The 16,503-nt window shown below is 64.9% G+C and carries 13 protein-coding genes and 1 pseudogene; 6 read left to right on the top strand and 8 right to left on the bottom strand.

Translation table 11 applies throughout. The annotated features are described in order from the left end of the window. Positions 1-158 precede the first annotated feature (158 nt). The 3 genes from AC3FOF_RS12535 to AC3FOF_RS12525 all read right to left on the bottom strand — a co-directional run bounded on the left by AC3FOF_RS12535 (position 159) and on the right by AC3FOF_RS12525 (position 2,961). Complete coding sequence (locus AC3FOF_RS12535; RefSeq protein ID WP_488726779.1) at positions 159-1,289, bottom strand: MFS transporter; 1,131 nt, start codon at positions 1,287-1,289, stop codon at positions 159-161. Positions 1,290-1,398: 109 nt separating this feature from the next. Further along, complete coding sequence (locus tag AC3FOF_RS12530; protein WP_488726778.1) at positions 1,399-2,262, bottom strand: NAD(P)-dependent oxidoreductase; 864 nt, start codon at positions 2,260-2,262, stop codon at positions 1,399-1,401. Positions 2,263-2,379: 117 nt separating this feature from the next. Further along, positions 2,380-2,961, bottom strand: coding sequence for a TetR/AcrR family transcriptional regulator (locus AC3FOF_RS12525; RefSeq protein WP_488726777.1), 582 nt, complete (start codon positions 2,959-2,961; stop codon positions 2,380-2,382). A gap of 19 nt (positions 2,962-2,980) precedes the next feature. On the opposite strand from AC3FOF_RS12525, the gene AC3FOF_RS12520 reads away from it, so the two are divergent. After that, on the top strand, positions 2,981-3,886 hold the full coding sequence (locus AC3FOF_RS12520; protein ID WP_488726776.1) for a hypothetical protein: 906 nt from the start codon (positions 2,981-2,983) through the stop codon (positions 3,884-3,886). A gap of 107 nt (positions 3,887-3,993) precedes the next feature. Here the strand turns inward: AC3FOF_RS12520 and AC3FOF_RS12515 are convergent, their stop codons facing one another. Both AC3FOF_RS12515 and AC3FOF_RS12510 read right to left on the bottom strand, forming a co-directional pair. Beyond that, positions 3,994-4,983, bottom strand: coding sequence for a helix-turn-helix transcriptional regulator (locus AC3FOF_RS12515; protein ID WP_488726775.1), 990 nt, complete (start codon positions 4,981-4,983; stop codon positions 3,994-3,996). 90 nt (positions 4,984-5,073) lie between these two features. Beyond that, positions 5,074-5,463 (bottom strand): annotated as a pseudogene (locus AC3FOF_RS12510) (transposase); the annotation flags it as partial. Between the two features lie 101 nt (positions 5,464-5,564). Here AC3FOF_RS12510 and AC3FOF_RS12505 point away from each other — a divergent pair. The 5 genes from AC3FOF_RS12505 (at position 5,565) to AC3FOF_RS12485 (ending at position 10,775) form a co-directional block, all read left to right on the top strand. Next, positions 5,565-6,278: a fumarylacetoacetate hydrolase family protein gene (locus tag AC3FOF_RS12505; protein ID WP_488726774.1), complete on the top strand. Its 714-nt coding sequence runs from the start codon at positions 5,565-5,567 to the stop codon at positions 6,276-6,278. A gap of 26 nt (positions 6,279-6,304) precedes the next feature. Then, positions 6,305-7,183, top strand: a complete 879-nt coding sequence (locus tag AC3FOF_RS12500; protein WP_276267942.1) for a polysaccharide deacetylase family protein — start codon at positions 6,305-6,307, stop codon at positions 7,181-7,183. Positions 7,184-7,253: 70 nt separating this feature from the next. After that, positions 7,254-8,504 (top strand): MFS transporter, encoded by a 1,251-nt coding sequence (locus AC3FOF_RS12495; RefSeq protein WP_488726773.1) that lies wholly within the window; start codon positions 7,254-7,256, stop codon positions 8,502-8,504. Positions 8,505-8,506: 2 nt separating this feature from the next. Then, positions 8,507-9,256, top strand: coding sequence for a sulfite exporter TauE/SafE family protein (locus AC3FOF_RS12490; RefSeq protein WP_488726812.1), 750 nt, complete (start codon positions 8,507-8,509; stop codon positions 9,254-9,256). Positions 9,257-9,311: 55 nt separating this feature from the next. Beyond that, on the top strand, positions 9,312-10,775 hold the full coding sequence (locus tag AC3FOF_RS12485) for an amidohydrolase family protein (RefSeq protein ID WP_488726772.1): 1,464 nt from the start codon (positions 9,312-9,314) through the stop codon (positions 10,773-10,775). 1,051 nt (positions 10,776-11,826) lie between these two features. On the opposite strand, the gene AC3FOF_RS12480 is transcribed toward AC3FOF_RS12485, so the two are convergent. From AC3FOF_RS12480 to AC3FOF_RS12470, 3 genes are all read right to left on the bottom strand, one after another. After that, complete coding sequence (locus AC3FOF_RS12480) at positions 11,827-14,163, bottom strand: molybdopterin guanine dinucleotide-containing S/N-oxide reductase (protein WP_488726771.1); 2,337 nt, start codon at positions 14,161-14,163, stop codon at positions 11,827-11,829. Positions 14,164-14,268: 105 nt separating this feature from the next. Beyond that, positions 14,269-15,381, bottom strand: a complete 1,113-nt coding sequence (locus tag AC3FOF_RS12475; RefSeq protein WP_488726770.1) for an NAD(P)/FAD-dependent oxidoreductase — start codon at positions 15,379-15,381, stop codon at positions 14,269-14,271. Between the two features lie 7 nt (positions 15,382-15,388). Then, positions 15,389-16,393: a Bug family tripartite tricarboxylate transporter substrate binding protein gene (locus tag AC3FOF_RS12470; protein WP_276267947.1), complete on the bottom strand. Its 1,005-nt coding sequence runs from the start codon at positions 16,391-16,393 to the stop codon at positions 15,389-15,391. Positions 16,394-16,503: the final 110 nt, after the last annotated feature.

Genomic DNA, 16,503 nt, shown 5'->3' with positions numbered 1-16,503 from the left:
CTGGCGGAGCACGGATGAGCGCTGTCGTGAAGGGCTGATCCGGAGGCAACCCTTCCGAAGGCACCAGATTGCTTGATCCTCAGATCGCCGGCGAGAGAGCGATCAGCGCCACATCGCGCCACGTGTTCATTGCGGTCGTCGCCATGGAATGCACTCGATCAAGATGCTGCGACGCGACCGCCTGGCCGGAAGCCGTGCACACTGGCCGACCAGACCACCGACAGGCCCAGCAGCGCCAGTACCGCCATCGTCCACGGGAATGACGCCGGTCCCAGGCGTTCGAGCAGCACACCGCCCACGACACCACCACCGGCCACTGCGAGGTTGAAGATCGTTACCAGCATGGATTGCGCCACGTCGGCGCCATCGCCCGCTGTATCGGCCAGTGCGGTTTGCAGCAGCGTCGGTGCGCCGCCAAACGTCAGCCCCCACGTCGCAATGCCCAGCAGCACAGCCAGCGCCGAACCGCCGGAGAAAACGAGCACCAGCGCTGCCACGGTAAACACGCCCAAGCTGAACAGAGTCAGCATGCGCAGCCAGCGATCCACCAGCAGGCCGGTGATCCATATCCCCACGATGGACGTCACACCGAACAGCAGCAGTACGGCATCCACGCGATGCCCTAGCCCCACGGACGCCAAGAAGGGCGCGATGTAGGTGTAGAGAATGTTGTGCGCCAATATCCAGGCGAACAGCGCTAGCAGTACCGGGCGGATACCGGGCATCAGGAAGATGCGCCGGATCGGCAGGCGCTGTCTCGCGGATTGGCCCGCGAAATCCGGCACCACCAGCCGCACCCAGACGAACAGCAGCAGCGAAAGCGCCGACATGATCCAGAACACGCCGCGCCAGTCGAACATAGTGCCCAGCCATGTTCCCAACGGCACGCCGATGGACAAGGCGATGGGCTGGCCGACACCGGCCACCGCCAGCGCGCGCCCCTGCAGATGCGGGGGCACCATGCGCCGCGCATAGCCGGCCAGCAGTCCCCACACCACGCCGGCAGCCATGCCCGCGACGAAGCGCGCGGCCAAGGTCAGCCCGTAGTGGGCGGACAAGGCCGTGATGGTGTTGAACACCATCAGGCCGCCGATGGCCAGCAGGAACAATGGCCTGCGGTTCCAGCTGCGCGTGGCGGCGATGACCGGGATCGCCGCCAGCACCGACCCAAGCGCATAGAGCGTTACCAACTGGCCTGCCAGGGCTTCGGTAACGCCCAGGCCCTGGCCGATCTGCGGCAGTAGGCCCGCCGGCATGGTCTCAGTCATGATGGCGAGGAAGCCTGCCATCGTGAACGCCAGCAGGTTCCAGACGGGTAGCCCCTCAGCGGTTGCAGCAGGTGTTGCTGTGAACGTTTCATGATTTTGGATGCGCATGCTGTTGTCGTTCCCGTGCAGGTCAGGCGAGATAGGACGCCGCCATGTCCTTGTCACCGTGCCCGGCTTCCAGCGCACGCTCGAAGCGCTGTAGACCGGCCTGCGCCGCATCCACCTGCACGCCGGCCTGGGCGGCGGCATCGACCACCAGTCGGGCGTCCTTCACCGCATTGACGATGGAGAAACTGGCGGTGTAGTTCTCGGCCAGGATGGCGGCGGCCTTGGCCTGGAAATAGCCGCTGTCCATCGGCCCGCCCGTGACCACATCCACCACCAGCGCCGGATCGACGCCCAGCCCCTTGGCAAGCGCCAGGCTCTCAGCAAGGCCGTGGGTCAGCGCAAAGGCCCAGTTGTTGAGCGCGAGCTTCAGGCGGCTGCTGGCACCCGTTTGCTCCGATACCCACAGCGTGCGCTTGCCGATGGCGTCGAAGACGGACTGCGCGGCTGCACGCTGCTCGACCGGGCCGGACGCCAGAATGATGAGTTGCGCCAGTTCGGCCGGCTGGCGGGTGCCTTGCACGGGGGCGTCATAGAACACCAGCCCATGCTGTTCGGCCAATGCCGACAGGGTTTCGATGCTCTCGATGCCAACCGTGCTCAGTTGCAGCCAGATGACTCCCTTGTTCAAGGCCGGTGCGGCGGCTTGCAGGGCTTCCTGGATGCTGGGGCCGTCCTTGAGCACGGTCACGATGATGTCGGCACCGCGTAGCGCATCGGCCGGGCTGTCGAATGCCAGGATGCCATCGGCCACCAAAGCCTTTGCCTTGGCGGCAGTGCGATTCCAGGCATGCACTCTGAACCCCTGCTTGTGCAGGTTGCGCGCAACGGGGGCGCCGATCAGGCCGGTGCCGAGGACAGCGATGGTGATGCTTTGGTTGGTGCTCATGTGAACTCCTTTTGATGGTGGATGAAGAACTTCTAATGGGAACGATCATTCCAATTTTGGCCAAACAAAAACCCGGCATCCCGGCGCGCACCGATGTGCCGGGATGCCAGGTGGGGGCTACAGCGTGTCGAGCGCCACGTCGATCACATCCAGTAGGCAATGGCGACGTTGCTGCGCGGGACTGCCTTTGCTCAATACCCGCAGCCCCTGCATGGTGTTGACGAAGAAACGGGCCAGCGCACGCGGGTTCTTCTCGGCGGCGACCTCGCCTGATTGCTGCCCCCGGACGATCAGCTTTTCCAGTGCCTTCTGCAGACGCTGGAAATTGTGTGCCACCAGTTCGGCGACTGCCTCATCATGGCCTGCCAGTTCTAGTGTCGCATTGGCAACGAGGCAGCCCCGCCGCTGCGGATCGCCCAACTCATCCTCCAAGATGCGCATCAGCAACTGCCGGACCAAATCCCTGACGGAGCCAGGACCAGCCAACAACTCCACGTTGGCCGTGGTCACGGCCTGGTAGCGGCGCAGTGCCTGCTGATAGAGCCCTTGTTTGTTCTCGAAGGTGCTGTAAATGCTGCTGCGAGACAGACCGGTGCCTTCGACAAGATCCTGCATCGAGGTTGCGGCATAACCACGCTCCCAGAACACGCGCATGGCGGCATCGGCGATTTCATCAGGTTCGAATTCTTTGGTACGCATGGCAAACCGTCATACTGGAATGATCATTCCAGATAATGTACGATGTCGGCTCTGGAGCGTCAAGAACAATTGGATCGCTCATCATCGAGTTGTGGAAGGCGTCACAGAGACAGAGATGACGATGCTGGCATCAATTTTTTCCCAAATCCCGCTTGAAGCACTGGCAGTAAGAATGATCGCCACGGCGGTCGTGGTGATTGCCGTCTCTTGGGCGGTGGGCGTATTCGGGCCGCTTGTCGGGGGCGCCTTGGCCGGGCTGCCTGTCATTCTCGGGCCGGGCTTCTACTTCCTGGCTGCGCAAGCATCCGAGGCATTCGTCGCGCAGGCAGCGTCGTATGCGTTGCTCTCGCTGTGTGCCACGCAGTTCTTTCTGCTGGCCTACATCGTTGTAGCAGGCAGAGCGTCGCCCTGGATCGCCCTCGGCTGTGCCATGGCCACGTGGTTGTTGGCCGCATTCTCGTTTCAGCTCTTTCCGGCGCGGCCATTGATTGGCGTCATTCTGTTCATTGCTGCTACCGGCGTCTGCTTTCGCCTCGGAGCGAAGTTCGCTACGCATCAGGCACCGCTGAAGAGGAAGGCAGGAATTGCGCTGCTCGCAATGCGAGGTATGTTCGCCGGCGTGCTCGTCGCGCTCATAACCACTGCAGCCGGCTGGCTTGGGGCAGTAGGAGCTGGCCTTCTGCTTGCATTCCCCATTGGTTACGCCTTGGTGGCGTTGACTGTGCATCAGAAGTATGGCGCGGCCAGTGTCACTGCACTGTTGCACTCAGCAATACTCGGCACAGTGAGTCTCGCTGGATTCTGCTCGGCATTGGCGCTTACGGCCTCCTGCTTGCCATCAAGCGTTGCCCTTGGAATAGCGATGACCACTTCAGTTCTTGTCACCTTCGGGCTAGTCTCGGGTGTCCAATTTCGGCGCCCCTGACATTTCTCCTTCGCTATGCCTGCCCTTTGATCATCACAGACGATTGAACTTCGATCTCGATGCATCGAGAAAAGGCTGCGTTGTGAAGTGCGGAGTGAAACCCTAGGCTACTCGACCCAAGTCTGCATACCCTCCTGCTGGAATCGCCGCCGATAGGCTGTAGGTGTCGAACCCACGATCTGTCGAAAACGACGTGCGAAATGCGCTGGTTCACCGAACCCTGTGCTTTCCCCGATTTCAGCAGCCGAGTCAGAAGTGAAAACCAAAAGAGTCTTTGCTTGCTCTATCCTCCGTTCAGTCACGAGTTCCAGGAAGGTCTTGCCAGTCTCGTTCTTCAGCAGGTGAGCCAAGTGCGTGGCCGACACATGGCTGGCCTGCGCCGCATCACCTAGGATCAACTCCTGCGAGAGGTTCTGGGTGATGTAGCGGATGCAGCGCAGCACGGCCGGCTTATACGACTGCAGGACCTTTCCCTGCGACTCGCAGAGGCGGAACTCGTCGCCGTAGCGGCGCCACACCATGCCGATGAGATTCAGTAGATGGCTGCGGATCAGAAGGTGGCTGGCAGTGTCTTCTCCCGACGGCTGCTGGGCCTCCTGCGCCATGCGCTCGCACAGTTCGTGCAGGTATTGGGTCTCGGTCTCGTCAAAGCGGAAGTCCAGGCAATGCTGGAAGCGGAAGGGCGCGAGTTCCGGCGCGCGCGCGAGCGGCACTTCCGACAATTCGAAGACGTCGAGATCCAGCGACGGCAGCAGGTAGTCCTTGCTGATGTTGATCACGTGGAACACGCCGTCGGCGGTATTCGGGATGTAGTGGACCTGGAAGGGCAGAACGAAACTCAGCGTGCCGGGGCCGATAGGGCGCTGGGCGCCGCCGATGTAATGCATGGTTTCGCCCCGGGTGTTGACGTAGATCTGGAAGTACTCGTGGCGGTGCGGCACAGGGTTCGGCAGGCAGTTGCTCTGGTTGTGGATGCCGAAGTAGGCGCGCTGCGCCCGGGCCGCCATCGTGTAGTTGATGATGGCAGCACGCGTCGCACCAGCGCGGCGCGTGAGCGGCACTGTTAGCGGATCGTCGAAAGGGGGCGCTGGTTGCATGGCGGGGTGGACACGGGGGCGTCTGGGTATCTGTGTGCAAGGCTAATAGGCTTGCCGGGCAGTCAGCCCGGCATATCGTTATATCCTATCTCAGCGATGGGGTTGTGTGAAGCGATCCTCGTAGAGGATCTCGAACTGGTTCATGGCGGCTTTCCGGTCGTGCGTGGCGCTGCCCCACTTGCAGGTGATGTTGCGCAAGACTAGCCATAGGAGCTTAGTGGCCCCTTCATTGCTCGAGGGGTGTCTGCGGGTCTTGATGATCTTGCGCAGTTGCGCGTTGATGCTCTCGATGGCATTCGTGATGTAGATGATCTTGCGGATGGCCGGTGGGAACGCAAAGAATGGAATCACGCGGTCCCAGTCGCGATGCCAGGAGGTTGTAATCGGGAGGTAGCGTTTGCTCCAGTCGTTTTGCTCGAAGGCCAACAGCGCCGCCTGGGCGGCCTCAACCGTTGCAACCGCGTAGACAGGCAAGATCGCAAGGATTGCACATCTTTGCGCAAGCCTGTGCGTTGAGGCCGGGCGGGCCCGTTTGTAGACTCTAACCACTCCTTTTCAAACCTTTCGGAGAGACAAATCCCATGCCACGCAACAGTACGGCCAGCACGGCCTTGGCGGCAGAAGCCCTGCAGGTCACCCCTGTCTTCATCGACATCGTCGGCAGCGGCCGACAGTTTCCGGTGCGGCGCATCTATTGTGTGGGGCGTAACTACCTCGCCCACATCCGCGAGATGAAGGAGGGCGATGAGCGCGATCCGCCGTTCTTCTTCCAGAAGCCGACCGACGCCGTGATGACCGACAGCCGCGTGCCCTATCCGACGCTGACGGACGACTTCCAGTTCGAGTTCGAACTCGTCGTGGCCATCGGCAGCGAGGCGTCGGCCGTGTCACCGGACACGGCACTGGACCATGTCTTCGGCTACGCCGCCGGGCTCGACATGACGCGCCGCGACCGCCAGCGCGAGTGCAACAAGCGTGGCCTGCCGTGGGAGCAGGGCAAGTCCTTCGATCACTCGGCACCCTGCGGCCCGATCCATCCCGTGGCGAAGGTCGGGCACATCCGGTCGGGGGCGCTCAATCTCTCAGTGAACGGCGCTGTGCGGCAGGACTCGGTACTCGAAAAGATGATCTGGAATGTCCACGAGATCGTCAGCGAGTTGTCGAAGCAGTACCGTCTGCTGCCCGGTGACCTGATTTTCACCGGCACGCCCGAAGGGGTCGGCCCGGTGCAACGCGGCGACAGGCTCGTCGGGCGCATCGAAGGACTCGCCCCCCTGCAGGTCGAGATCGTCTGAGCCCCGCAAAGCACACAGGAGACACCATGAAACCACTCGAACGCATCTCGTACTCGGCCATCGCGGACCGTCCCGCACTCAAGCTGCCTGCCGGCAAACGCCTGGGCGTCTGGGTCATCGTCAATGTCGAGGAATGGGACATCAACGAGACTATGCCCCGCACCGTGCTCACGCCACCGGCGGGAGGTTCGCCGATGCCAGACATCCCGAACTGGGCCTGGCACGAGTACGGCAACCGGGTCGGCTTCTGGCGCATGCTGGAGGTGATCGACGCGCTCGGCATCGGCGCGACGCTTGCCATCAACGGCTCGGCCATCGCGGCCTACGAGCCTATCGCCAAGGCGGCGAAGGCGCGCCAGTGGGAGTTTATCGGCCACGGCTTTGGCCAACGCAACATGCAGAAGGTTTCAGACGAGGCCGAGGACATCGCCAAGACCACCGAGGCGATCCGCGCCTACACCGGCAAGCGACCGCGCGGCTGGCTGGGCCCGGGCCTCACCGAGACTTGGCACACACCCGACATCCTGGCGGAGCAGGGCTACGAGTACGTCTGCGACTGGGTGCTCGACGACCAGCCGGTTCGGCTGAAGACGCGCGACGGCGGGTCGATCGTGAACGTGCCCTACACCCAGGAATGCAACGACGTGGCGATGATGCTGATCCAGCACCACAAGGCCAGCGAGTATCGCGACCGCGCCATCGACCAGTTCGAACAGCTCTATGCCGACGCGAAGGATTCGGCCAGAGTCATGGCGCTGGTGGTGCACCCGTACATCATGGGCGCGCCGCACCGCCTGCGTTACTTCCGCGAGGCGCTGGCGCACATCCACGCACGCGACGACGTCGCCTTCTTCACTGGCGAGCAGATTCTCGACTGGTACGGCGCGGCAGGTACTGCCGCATGACGTCCCCCGGGCGCAACGCCGGGGAAAGAACTTCAGAACAATTTCTCGCTCGACGAGAAGGAGACACATCGTGCATTCCTCAACCTCGGCTATTCCCCTGGCCGGCGATGCGCGCTGCGAGGCGCCCATTACCGCGCTGGAGATTGGGATGTTCCTGGTGCTGCTCGGATCCTATGCGCTCAACGCGATGGACCGGCAGATCTTTCCGCTGATCGCCGCGGACGTGCGCAAGGAGTTTGGCTTCGGCCTGGCCGAAACCGGCTTGCTGTCGACCATATTCACGCTTGGCATGGCGGTGGCTGGTGTGCCCACCGGCTACCTGCTGGCGCGGCTGTCACGCAAGACGGTGCTGCAGATCGGCATCGCGATCTTCTCGCTGGGAACCTTGCTCACGGCCTACTCGCACAGCTTCGCCGACATGATCGCCTACCGCGCCGCCACGGGCATCGGCGAGGCGATGCAGCTCACGGTGGTGATCGCGGTCGCGGCGAGCTACTTCGCACGCTACCGCTCGACCGCGGTGGGGGCCATCAACTTCTCCTTCGGTATCGGCTCGATCGTGGGGCCGCTGCTCGGTGGGCACCTGATCGGCGCGCAGCGCGACTGGCGCATGCCCCTGGTGGTGTTCGGGGTGGCTGGCTTCGCGGCCATGGCGCTGATCGCCATCACCTTGAGCAAGCGAATGACCGAGAATGCGTCGGCTGCGGATGCGCGCAACGACCAGCGCGGCGCGACCACCATGTGGAACCGCAATACCGTGCTGCTGACCGCGATGAGCGTGATCGGCGGGCTTTGCATCTATGGCTACCTCGGCATGTACCCAACCTTCCTGCGCGAGCACTTGCACTACACGCCCTCGGACGCGGGCCGCGTCATGAGCATCTTCGGCTTCGGCGTGTTCGCCTCCATCTTCGGCGGCTGGCTGGGCGACCGCTTCCATCCCAAGCTGGTGCTTTCGCTGAGCTTCGCGGGTACCGGGCTGCTGGGCTTCCTGCTGTTCTCGGGGCCCACCGGAATTCTGGTGCAGTCCGCCCTGTCCTTCGCGTGGGGCCTGGTGGTGAGTGGCGTGTTGTACGTGAACCTGGCCGGCTATCACATCAAGGCGGTGCGCGCCTCGCTCACGAACCGCGCCACAGGCGTGTTCGTCACCACGCTGTACGGCGCGGGCGCCTTCGCGGGCTACATCATCGGTGGCATCGCCGCGCGCTTCGGCTGGAACATCGCCGGATTGGCGCAGATCACGCTGCTTGCGACCATCGGCGTGGTGCTCACGATGCTGCTGCGCATCGAACGCATGTCGCTTCCGGCGCGCAAGCCGTGACGCTGCTCGACTGGGCGTTGCTCGGCGGCGCCGCGGCATTGGCTGGCGCGCTCAATTCCGTGGCGGGCGGCGGCAGCTTCTTGACCCTGCCGGCGCTGGCGCTGATGGGCGTGCCGCTGGTATCGGCCAACGCCACTGGGACCGCTGCGCTGCTGCCGGGTTACCTGGCCGGCGCCTGGGCACTGCGCCGAGAACTGTCGGAGCCGATGTCGCCGTCGCTCGTCCGGCTGGGCGTGCTCTCGGTGCTAGGCGGTGCGGCCGGCGCAGCGTTGCTGCTATCGACCTCCAACCAGGTCTTCGGCCGCATCGTGCCGTGGCTGCTGCTGGCCGCGACGCAACTCTTCGTGATCGGACCGAAGCTGGTACGCCGCCGGGCCGACACGGCGAAACAGCGGCGCCTGTGGATCGCGGACCTGGGCATCGTCGCGGTGGCGATCTACGGCGGCTACTTCAACGGCGGCCTTGGCATCCTGCTGCTGGCGGTCCTCGGCACGCTGGGGCAAACGGACATGGGCCGCATGAACGGCATCAAGAACTTCGTCTCCGCGATCCTGACGCTGATCGCCGTCGCCATTTACGCGGCCAGCGGCGCGATCGTCTGGACGCATGCGCTGTGGATGGCGGCCGGCGCCACGCTCGGCGGCTATGTCGGCGGCACCGCAGCGCGGCGGTTGAAGCCGGGCATGGTGCGCGGCTTCGTCGTGCTGACGGGGCTCGCGATGACCGGCGCCTTCTTTCTCAACGCGCGCTGACCGGGCATTCCTTCGTTCCTTTCCTTCCTTCAACCTCCTGCACATGGGCCAAGACATGAAAACAACCAAGAGAGACTTCATCCGGTTCCTCGGAGCCACGATGGTCGCCGCCACCGGTGCGCCGGCGCTCGTCGGCTCGGCTTCCGTGTCGGCCGGCTCGGCACATCCGGTCGGATCGCCCGGTGCACGCCGGCGCACCTACCTGATCCGCAACGGCGCTGTCATCACGGTCGACCGCGCCACGGGCGTGCTACCGCGCGCGGACGTCCTGGTGCGCAACGGCGTGATCGAGAAGATCGGCCGTGGGTTGAGCACCTCCGGCGCCGAGATCATCGATGCCACGGATCGCATCGTCATGCCAGGCTTCGTTAATTCCCACTATCACATGTGGAGCGCGCTCGGCCGCAGCTTCACCGCCCTTGATGGCGGCTTCTCCTACTACCCCGCCAAGATCGCGACCTCGGGCCTGTACACGCCCGAGGACTTCTACAACAGCGTGCTGCTGGGCTGCGCCGAACTGGCGAACGGCGGGACTACCACCGTGCACAACTGGTCGCACAACACGCGCTCGCCTGCACACGCCGACGCCGAACTGCGCGCGCACCAGCATTCGCTGCTGCGGGCGCGCTACTCTTACGGCCACGTCGACAAGCTGTCTGTCGACGAGGTCAACCGCTACGAAGACCTGGCGCGCGTGCGGCGCGAATGGTTCGGCGAGCGCTCGCCCTTCGACGGGCTGGTGCACTTGGGGCTGAACCTGCGGGGTCCGCAGCAGAGCACCGACGTGGTCTTCCACGAGGAGATGAAGTTCGCCAAGGCAATCGGGCTGCCTGTTGCGATCCATGCGCCGCAGGAGGCGCCAAACAACGTCGATGCCGTCGACTACGAGCGGCGCGGCTATCTGGGACCGGATTTCATGATCGCCCACTACGTGCCCGCCAGCGCGGCCGACCTGGGAGCGATGGCACGCACGAAGACGCCACTGTCCTTTGCCACGCACTCCGAGCTACGCCTCAGCAGCACCGGCGATGCGCGTGCCGCCCTCTTCGCGATGCGCAGTGCAGGCCTGACCATCTCGCTGTCGAGCGATGCGACCTCCATCGCACCGCCGGACATGTTCGAAGCGATGCGCTTCACCTGGAATCTCGGCGTGCCCTGGGCCGGAACGCCGAGCGAGCGATCGAAGGCAGTCAGCGTGCCGGAGGTGATCGAGATGGCAACGATCAACGGCGCCGTCGCCATGGGGCTCGGCGACGTCACCGGCTCGATCACCGAAGGCAAGCGCGCCGACATCATCCTGGTGCGCACCCAGGACCTGAACATGGGACCGATCGGCAACATCGAGACGGCGATCGTGCAGAGCGGCAGTGCCGCCAACGTCGACACCGTGATGGTCGACGGGCGCATCGTGAAGCGCAACGGGAGGCTGGAGGCCTACGACACGCGCGACATCATGCGCCGCGCCCGGCAATCGGCTGACCGGATCCGCATCGCGGCAGGTGAGACCTTGAAGTTCTGAGTCTCCCAATCCCATGGATGCGCCCGGCGTTCGCGAAGGAACGGTTCTGCACTATAAAGGGAACGGCAGCGCCGCGATGACCGGCCCGTCATCGGTGTGAGCCCGTTTCTGAGCCTGGTCCGGGAATCATCGGTGACCGTGGTGGGCAGCGTGAGCCGCATCCTGTTTGAGATATCGAGTCGAATTCGACGCTTCCCATGGCGCTGCCGTTCACTAACGATGGTGGAGCAAGCTATGGCCATGCGCAAGCGAGACGACGGGGTATTCCCACACGCGGCGGGGATCGCATGGCACGAGCGCCGATTTCTGTTCGCTGGGTTGGTCACAGTCACAGCTTTGGCGGCGGGAGCCACGGCCGGCCGGGCGGCCTTGGCGCAGGGCCCAGTGAGCTGTGTCGGCGCTTGAGGCGAGTGAGCGTCCAGTGCTCATGGACCGCGTCTCCCAGGGCCTCGGTCAATAGGTCAGCGCCACCACCACGGTGGGCGGCAGCTGGCTGCTACCTCAGGTTCTGGCGCTCCGGAGTGATGGCCTGGTGGTGGCGATGACCGGCGATGAAGTAAACGCTGCCCAAGCCTTGAAGGGCGCCGATGTCTGTTCATGAGGCCCACCAACGGCGGTGAAGCGTTGGTGGTGATCGCTGCCATCCGTTTCGCGTTGACGTTCCCGCTCAAAGGCCTTCGAGCCGGCTGAGCGCTGCATCATGAACCGCCGTCCCCGGTTGCAAGACGCGGCCTTACTGTCGGATATGTTTGTCCGGCACGTGATGAGCGTGTCGGTTCTCATGATGACGGGCGCACTGGGCTTCCCCTGTCATCGAGTGCGGGGCCTTCGAATCCACACTGACCCAACGCGTCGGGAATCACGACGTAGTTTCCGGAAACCCGCGCGCTTTACCGCGAGGTCTGTATTTTGATGTTCCTTCGCTTCCGCAAACTTGTTCACCTAATCCATGGCGATTGAACGCACGCGATCTATCACTTGGACCGCATCCTGAGCCTGCCCGCGCGGCCTTACCCAGGTCCATCTGCAGGTCGCTGTAGCCACCATCACCTCAGCTAACCTCTGGTGGCTCAAAGGCGCGCATCGGCGGTGGCGTTTCATTCAAGCGCTCCACCTGGATAGCAGTGAGCTGGCCGGTACAGCCTTGCGCCAGGGACGACGTGCCTTTGTCGCGTGTCAGCACATTAGGGTTGCCATGCGTGCATATTTGGCGTCCGCTCGCATCGATTGCCGGATCATACCAGGCGCCAGTCGGTAACTGGACCACGCCCGGCATCACGGAATCGGAGAGCGCGGCGCTTGCCAGACATGCGCCGCGACCGTTATATAGCCGCACGAAATCGCCGTCGGCGATGCCGCGCGCGGCGGCATCGGCTGAGTTTATGGTGCAAACCTCACGTCCGTCGCGTTTCTGGCTTGCGCTGTGTGTGCCGAAGTCCAGTTGGCTGTGCAGCCGCGTGGCGGGCTGATTGGAGATCAATGTGAGGGGATGCGACGTGGTGGGACCATCCTCTGGGGGCAGCCATGCCGGATGGCCGGGGCAGTCGGCATAGCCGAAGCCGGCGATAGTGGGGGAGGATATCTGCACCTTGCCACTCGGAGTAGGTAGGGGATGGCGAGAAGGATCCTCGCGGAAGGCGCGCAGGATGCCGCCATCGTCCGCCTGCTGCGGCAGCAACATCTCGCCGCGCTCCCAGAACGTATCGAAATCCGGCGCTTCCAGTTCCTGTGCGGCCAGCGCGGTACGGGTGCGCTCGTAAAGGTGGCGTAGCCACTGCCCACTGGTGCGGCCTTCGGTGAACGCCTCGCGTGTGCCCAGGCGTTCGGCAAGATCGGCGAAGATGTCGTAGTCATCGCGCGCGAGTCCATGCGGCTCGGCGATGCGGTGCATGGCAACCATTAGCGGATCGGTCGGCGCCGCACCGATATCCTCTCGCTCCAGTGTCAGCGTACAGGGCAGCACGATATCGGCATGCCGCGCTGTCGCGGTCCAGGCGATCTCATGGACGACGAAGGTATCGAGCCGGCGGAAAGCTTCGCGCAGCCGGTTCAGGTCCTGGTGATGGTGGAAAGGATTGCCGCCGGCCCAATAGGCCATCCGGATGTGCGGGTAGATGCGGCGCTGCCCGTTGTAGTCGAACGCCTCGCCAGGGTGCAGCAGCATGTCTGCGATGCGCGCGACCGGGATAAAGTCCTTCACGCCGTTGGTGCCTTGCGGCAGTGCGGCTACTGGCACGGCATTGGTCCGCTTGCCGTAGTGCGCCAGCGTACCCAGCGCGTAGTTGTAGCCACCGCCAGGCAGGCCAAGCTGGCCGAGTGCCGCGGCCAGTACGGCGGCCATCCATACCGGTTGCTCGCCGTGCTCGGCGCGTTGCAGCGAGTGCGCCACCACCACCAGCACGCGCTTGCCGGGCAAAGCCGCCGCCAGTTCGGCGATGGCGCGCCCGGGCAGGCCGCAAATGCTGGCGGCCCAGGCGGCGGTTTTCGGCGTGCCGTCGGCGCGGCCCATCAGGTAGTCCTCGAATTCCGGCCAGCCTTCGCAATAGCGGGCGAGGAAGTCGCGGTCGTGCAGGCCGCTGCTCACCAATTCGTGCAGCAGGCCCAGCATCAGGGCCGTATCGGTGCCGGGCTTGGCCGCGAGCCAATCGGCCTTGGCTTCGGGCGGAAAATCGGTGCGCAGCGGGCTGACCGAGACGAAGCGGCAGCCGCGCGCCGCGGCCGCGCGCATCGAGTCCCGCTCGATATGCCGGCTGATGCCGCCGCTCGCCACGCGCGAATTCTTCAGCGCCATGCCGCCGAAGGCCAGCACCACGTCGGTATGCTCGACGATCTGTTCCCAGGTCACGTTGCGCCGGGCCACGTCGTCCATGCTACCGAGGATATGCGGCAGAATCACCGCGGAGGCGCCAGCACTGTAGCTGTTCACCGAGCGCACGTAGCCGCCCAGCGAGGTATTGAGGAAGCGGTGCACCTGGCTCTGCGCATGATGAAAGCGGCCGGCGCTGGACCAGCCGTAGGAGCCGCCGAACACCGCCTGGGCGCCATGGCGCTGCTTGACGCGCTGCAGTTCGGCGGCGAGCCGGTCCAGCACTTCGTCCCACTGCATCGGCACGAAGGTGTCCAGGCCGCGCAGGGGATCGGGCCCGGGGCCGCGCTCCAGCCAGCCTCGCCTTACCATCGGCATGGTCACCCGCGCCGGATGGCGCAACGCATTGGTGAAGTTGCCGATCAGCGGATTGGGATCGGGGTCGTCCGGATGCGGCCGTACCACCAGGGCGCCATCCTGCCAGCTCGCGGAGAAGACGCCCCAATGCGCGCTGTGCGGGCGCATGGCGGGGCGGGCTTCGGATCCGGACGCGATGCTGGAAGCGGAAAGAGATGCGGACATAGGTTTTAGGCTCATGCGGTGGCGGAATAGCAGCGGAATGGCAGCGGAATAACAGCGGAATAACAGCGGATGACAGGGGATAAGAAGATTCAGCGTACGGCTTACTCAGGCAACCAGCGAAGCCACATACTCGCCGATCGCGAGCGACGAGGTCAGCCCCGGCGACTCGATGCCGAACAAGTTGACGAGGCCGCGTACGCCGTGGACGGCCTCGCCCTGGAAGACGAAGTCCGCAGCCGCGGTGGTCAGCGGCGCATCGGGGCCGGCGATGCGCGGTCGGATGCCGGTATAGCCGGGCACCAGCGCGCCATCGGGGAGCGACGGCCAATAGCGTCGGATACCGCGATAGAAGGCCTTCGCACGGCGTTCGTCGAATCGATAGTCCTTGCTGTCGATCCACGCATGGTCGGGGCCGAAGCGGCAGGCGCCGGCGAGATCCAGCGTGGCATGCACTCGTGCCGACGCGTCGCGCGAGACCGGATAGACCAGATGGCGGAAAGGCGAGGCACCGCTAAGCGTGAAGTAGTGGCCGATCGCGTAGTGCAGCGGCGGCACCAGGGCCCCCGGCATGCCTTCGAGCCGGTGCGCGAATTGCTGCGCGCCGAGTCCCGCGGCATTGACCACGGTGCCGCACAGCAACTCGGCAGGGTTGTCGCCGCCGACGCGCAGCACGATGCCATCCCCGGTGGCGATGCCGCCCTCGACCGGCGAGCGCAGCGCCAGCACGGCACCGTGGGCCTCGGCATCGCCCAGGTACGACAGCATCAGCCCATGGCTGTCGACGATCCCCGTGGAGGGTGACCACAGCCCGGCAATGGCGCGCACCGCAGGCTCGCGCTGCCTGACCTCATCCGCGCTGAGCCGCTGCAGGTCGGCCACACCGGCTGCCGCGCCGAGCTTCTCGTACTTCTCCAGCCCCGGCAGTTCGTCCTCGTCCGCAGCGACGATCAGCTTGCCGATGCGGCGATGGCCGATGCCGCGCGCTTCGGCATAGCGGTACAGCAGCGCGCGCCCGCGCACGCAGAGCCGGGCCTTGTGCGAACCGGCCGGATAGCCCAGGCCGGCGTGGATGACTTCGGAGTTACGCGAGCTGGTCTCGGTGCCGAACGCGCCCTCGCTTTCCACGATCACCACTTCGCGGCCTGCGATCGCCAGCGCCCGCGCCACCGCCAGGCCCACCACCCCCGCGCCGACGACTGCGCAATCGACCCGGTCCATGGGCGTCCTACTCCGCCGTCAGGTGGCCACGTTCGACCGCGCGGCGGTACCTGGCGATGTCGCCCACGACGAACTTGCGGAACGCGTCGCCGCTGAGCGTGGACTCCTGTGCGCCGTCGGCGCGGTAGACGCGCAGCAGGTCCGGCTGCTGGAGCGCGGTCTTGACATGGCGCGCCAGCGTGTCGACCACCTCCTTGGGCGTGCCCGCGGGCGCGGCCAGGCCGTACCACTGCGTCATCGTCACGTCGATGCCGGACTCCTTGAGCGTCGGCACATCCGGCATCGCGGGAATGCGCTTGGCCGCGCTGATCGCCAGCAGGCGCAGCTTGCCAGCGGAGACCTGGCCCATCAGCGGGGTATAGGGTGCGAACAGGCTGTCGACCTGACCACCGATCAGGTCGGTCACAGCCGGCCCCGAGCCTTTGTACGGGATATGCAGGATGTCGAGATTGGCCTGCTGCTTGACCATTTCCATGGTGATCTGCGCCGCGCCGCCGGTACCGGTGGAGGCATAGGTGGTCTTGCCCTTGCGCGCCTGCGCCACATAGTCCTGGATCGTCTTGAACCTGGAATTGGCGCTCACCAGCAGGCCGAACGGCGTTTCCACCAGTTGGCTGATCAGCACGAAATCCTCTGGCACACGGTAAGGCAGGTTGGCGCGGATGGCCGGCGCGCTGCCCAGGTTGCCGCTCATCGCCAGCAGCAGCGTGTAGCCGTCGGGCTTGGCACGCGCCACGCTTTCGGCGGCGATATTGCCGCCGGCGCCGGGCTTGTTGTCCACCACTACCGTCTGGCCGATCTGGCGGGACAGTTCGTTGGCCAGCGTGCGGCCGTACAGGTCGCCACCGCCGCCGGGCGGAAAGCCGATCACCAGGCGGATCGGCTGGTCGGGATACGCGGCCAGTGCGCTGCCGGCGCCAAGGGTGCCCAGCACGGCGGCCACGGCGCAGCACGCTGCCAAGCTCGCGGCATGACGGCTGACGCGGCGAAACAGGGAATCAGGGCAATGCATCTCGGGTTGTCTCCTCACGATGTCTGTCTTGTCTGGCGACATCCGGCCGGTGCGATCTATCGTCGGTAAGCGGGTCCGGATGCGGAATTCAGCGGCGCGCGGCCGGCTCG

The sequence above is a fragment of the Cupriavidus sp. 96C5-1 genome, from assembly GCF_057798855.1.
This window is presented reverse-complemented; position numbering and strand designations above follow the sequence as displayed.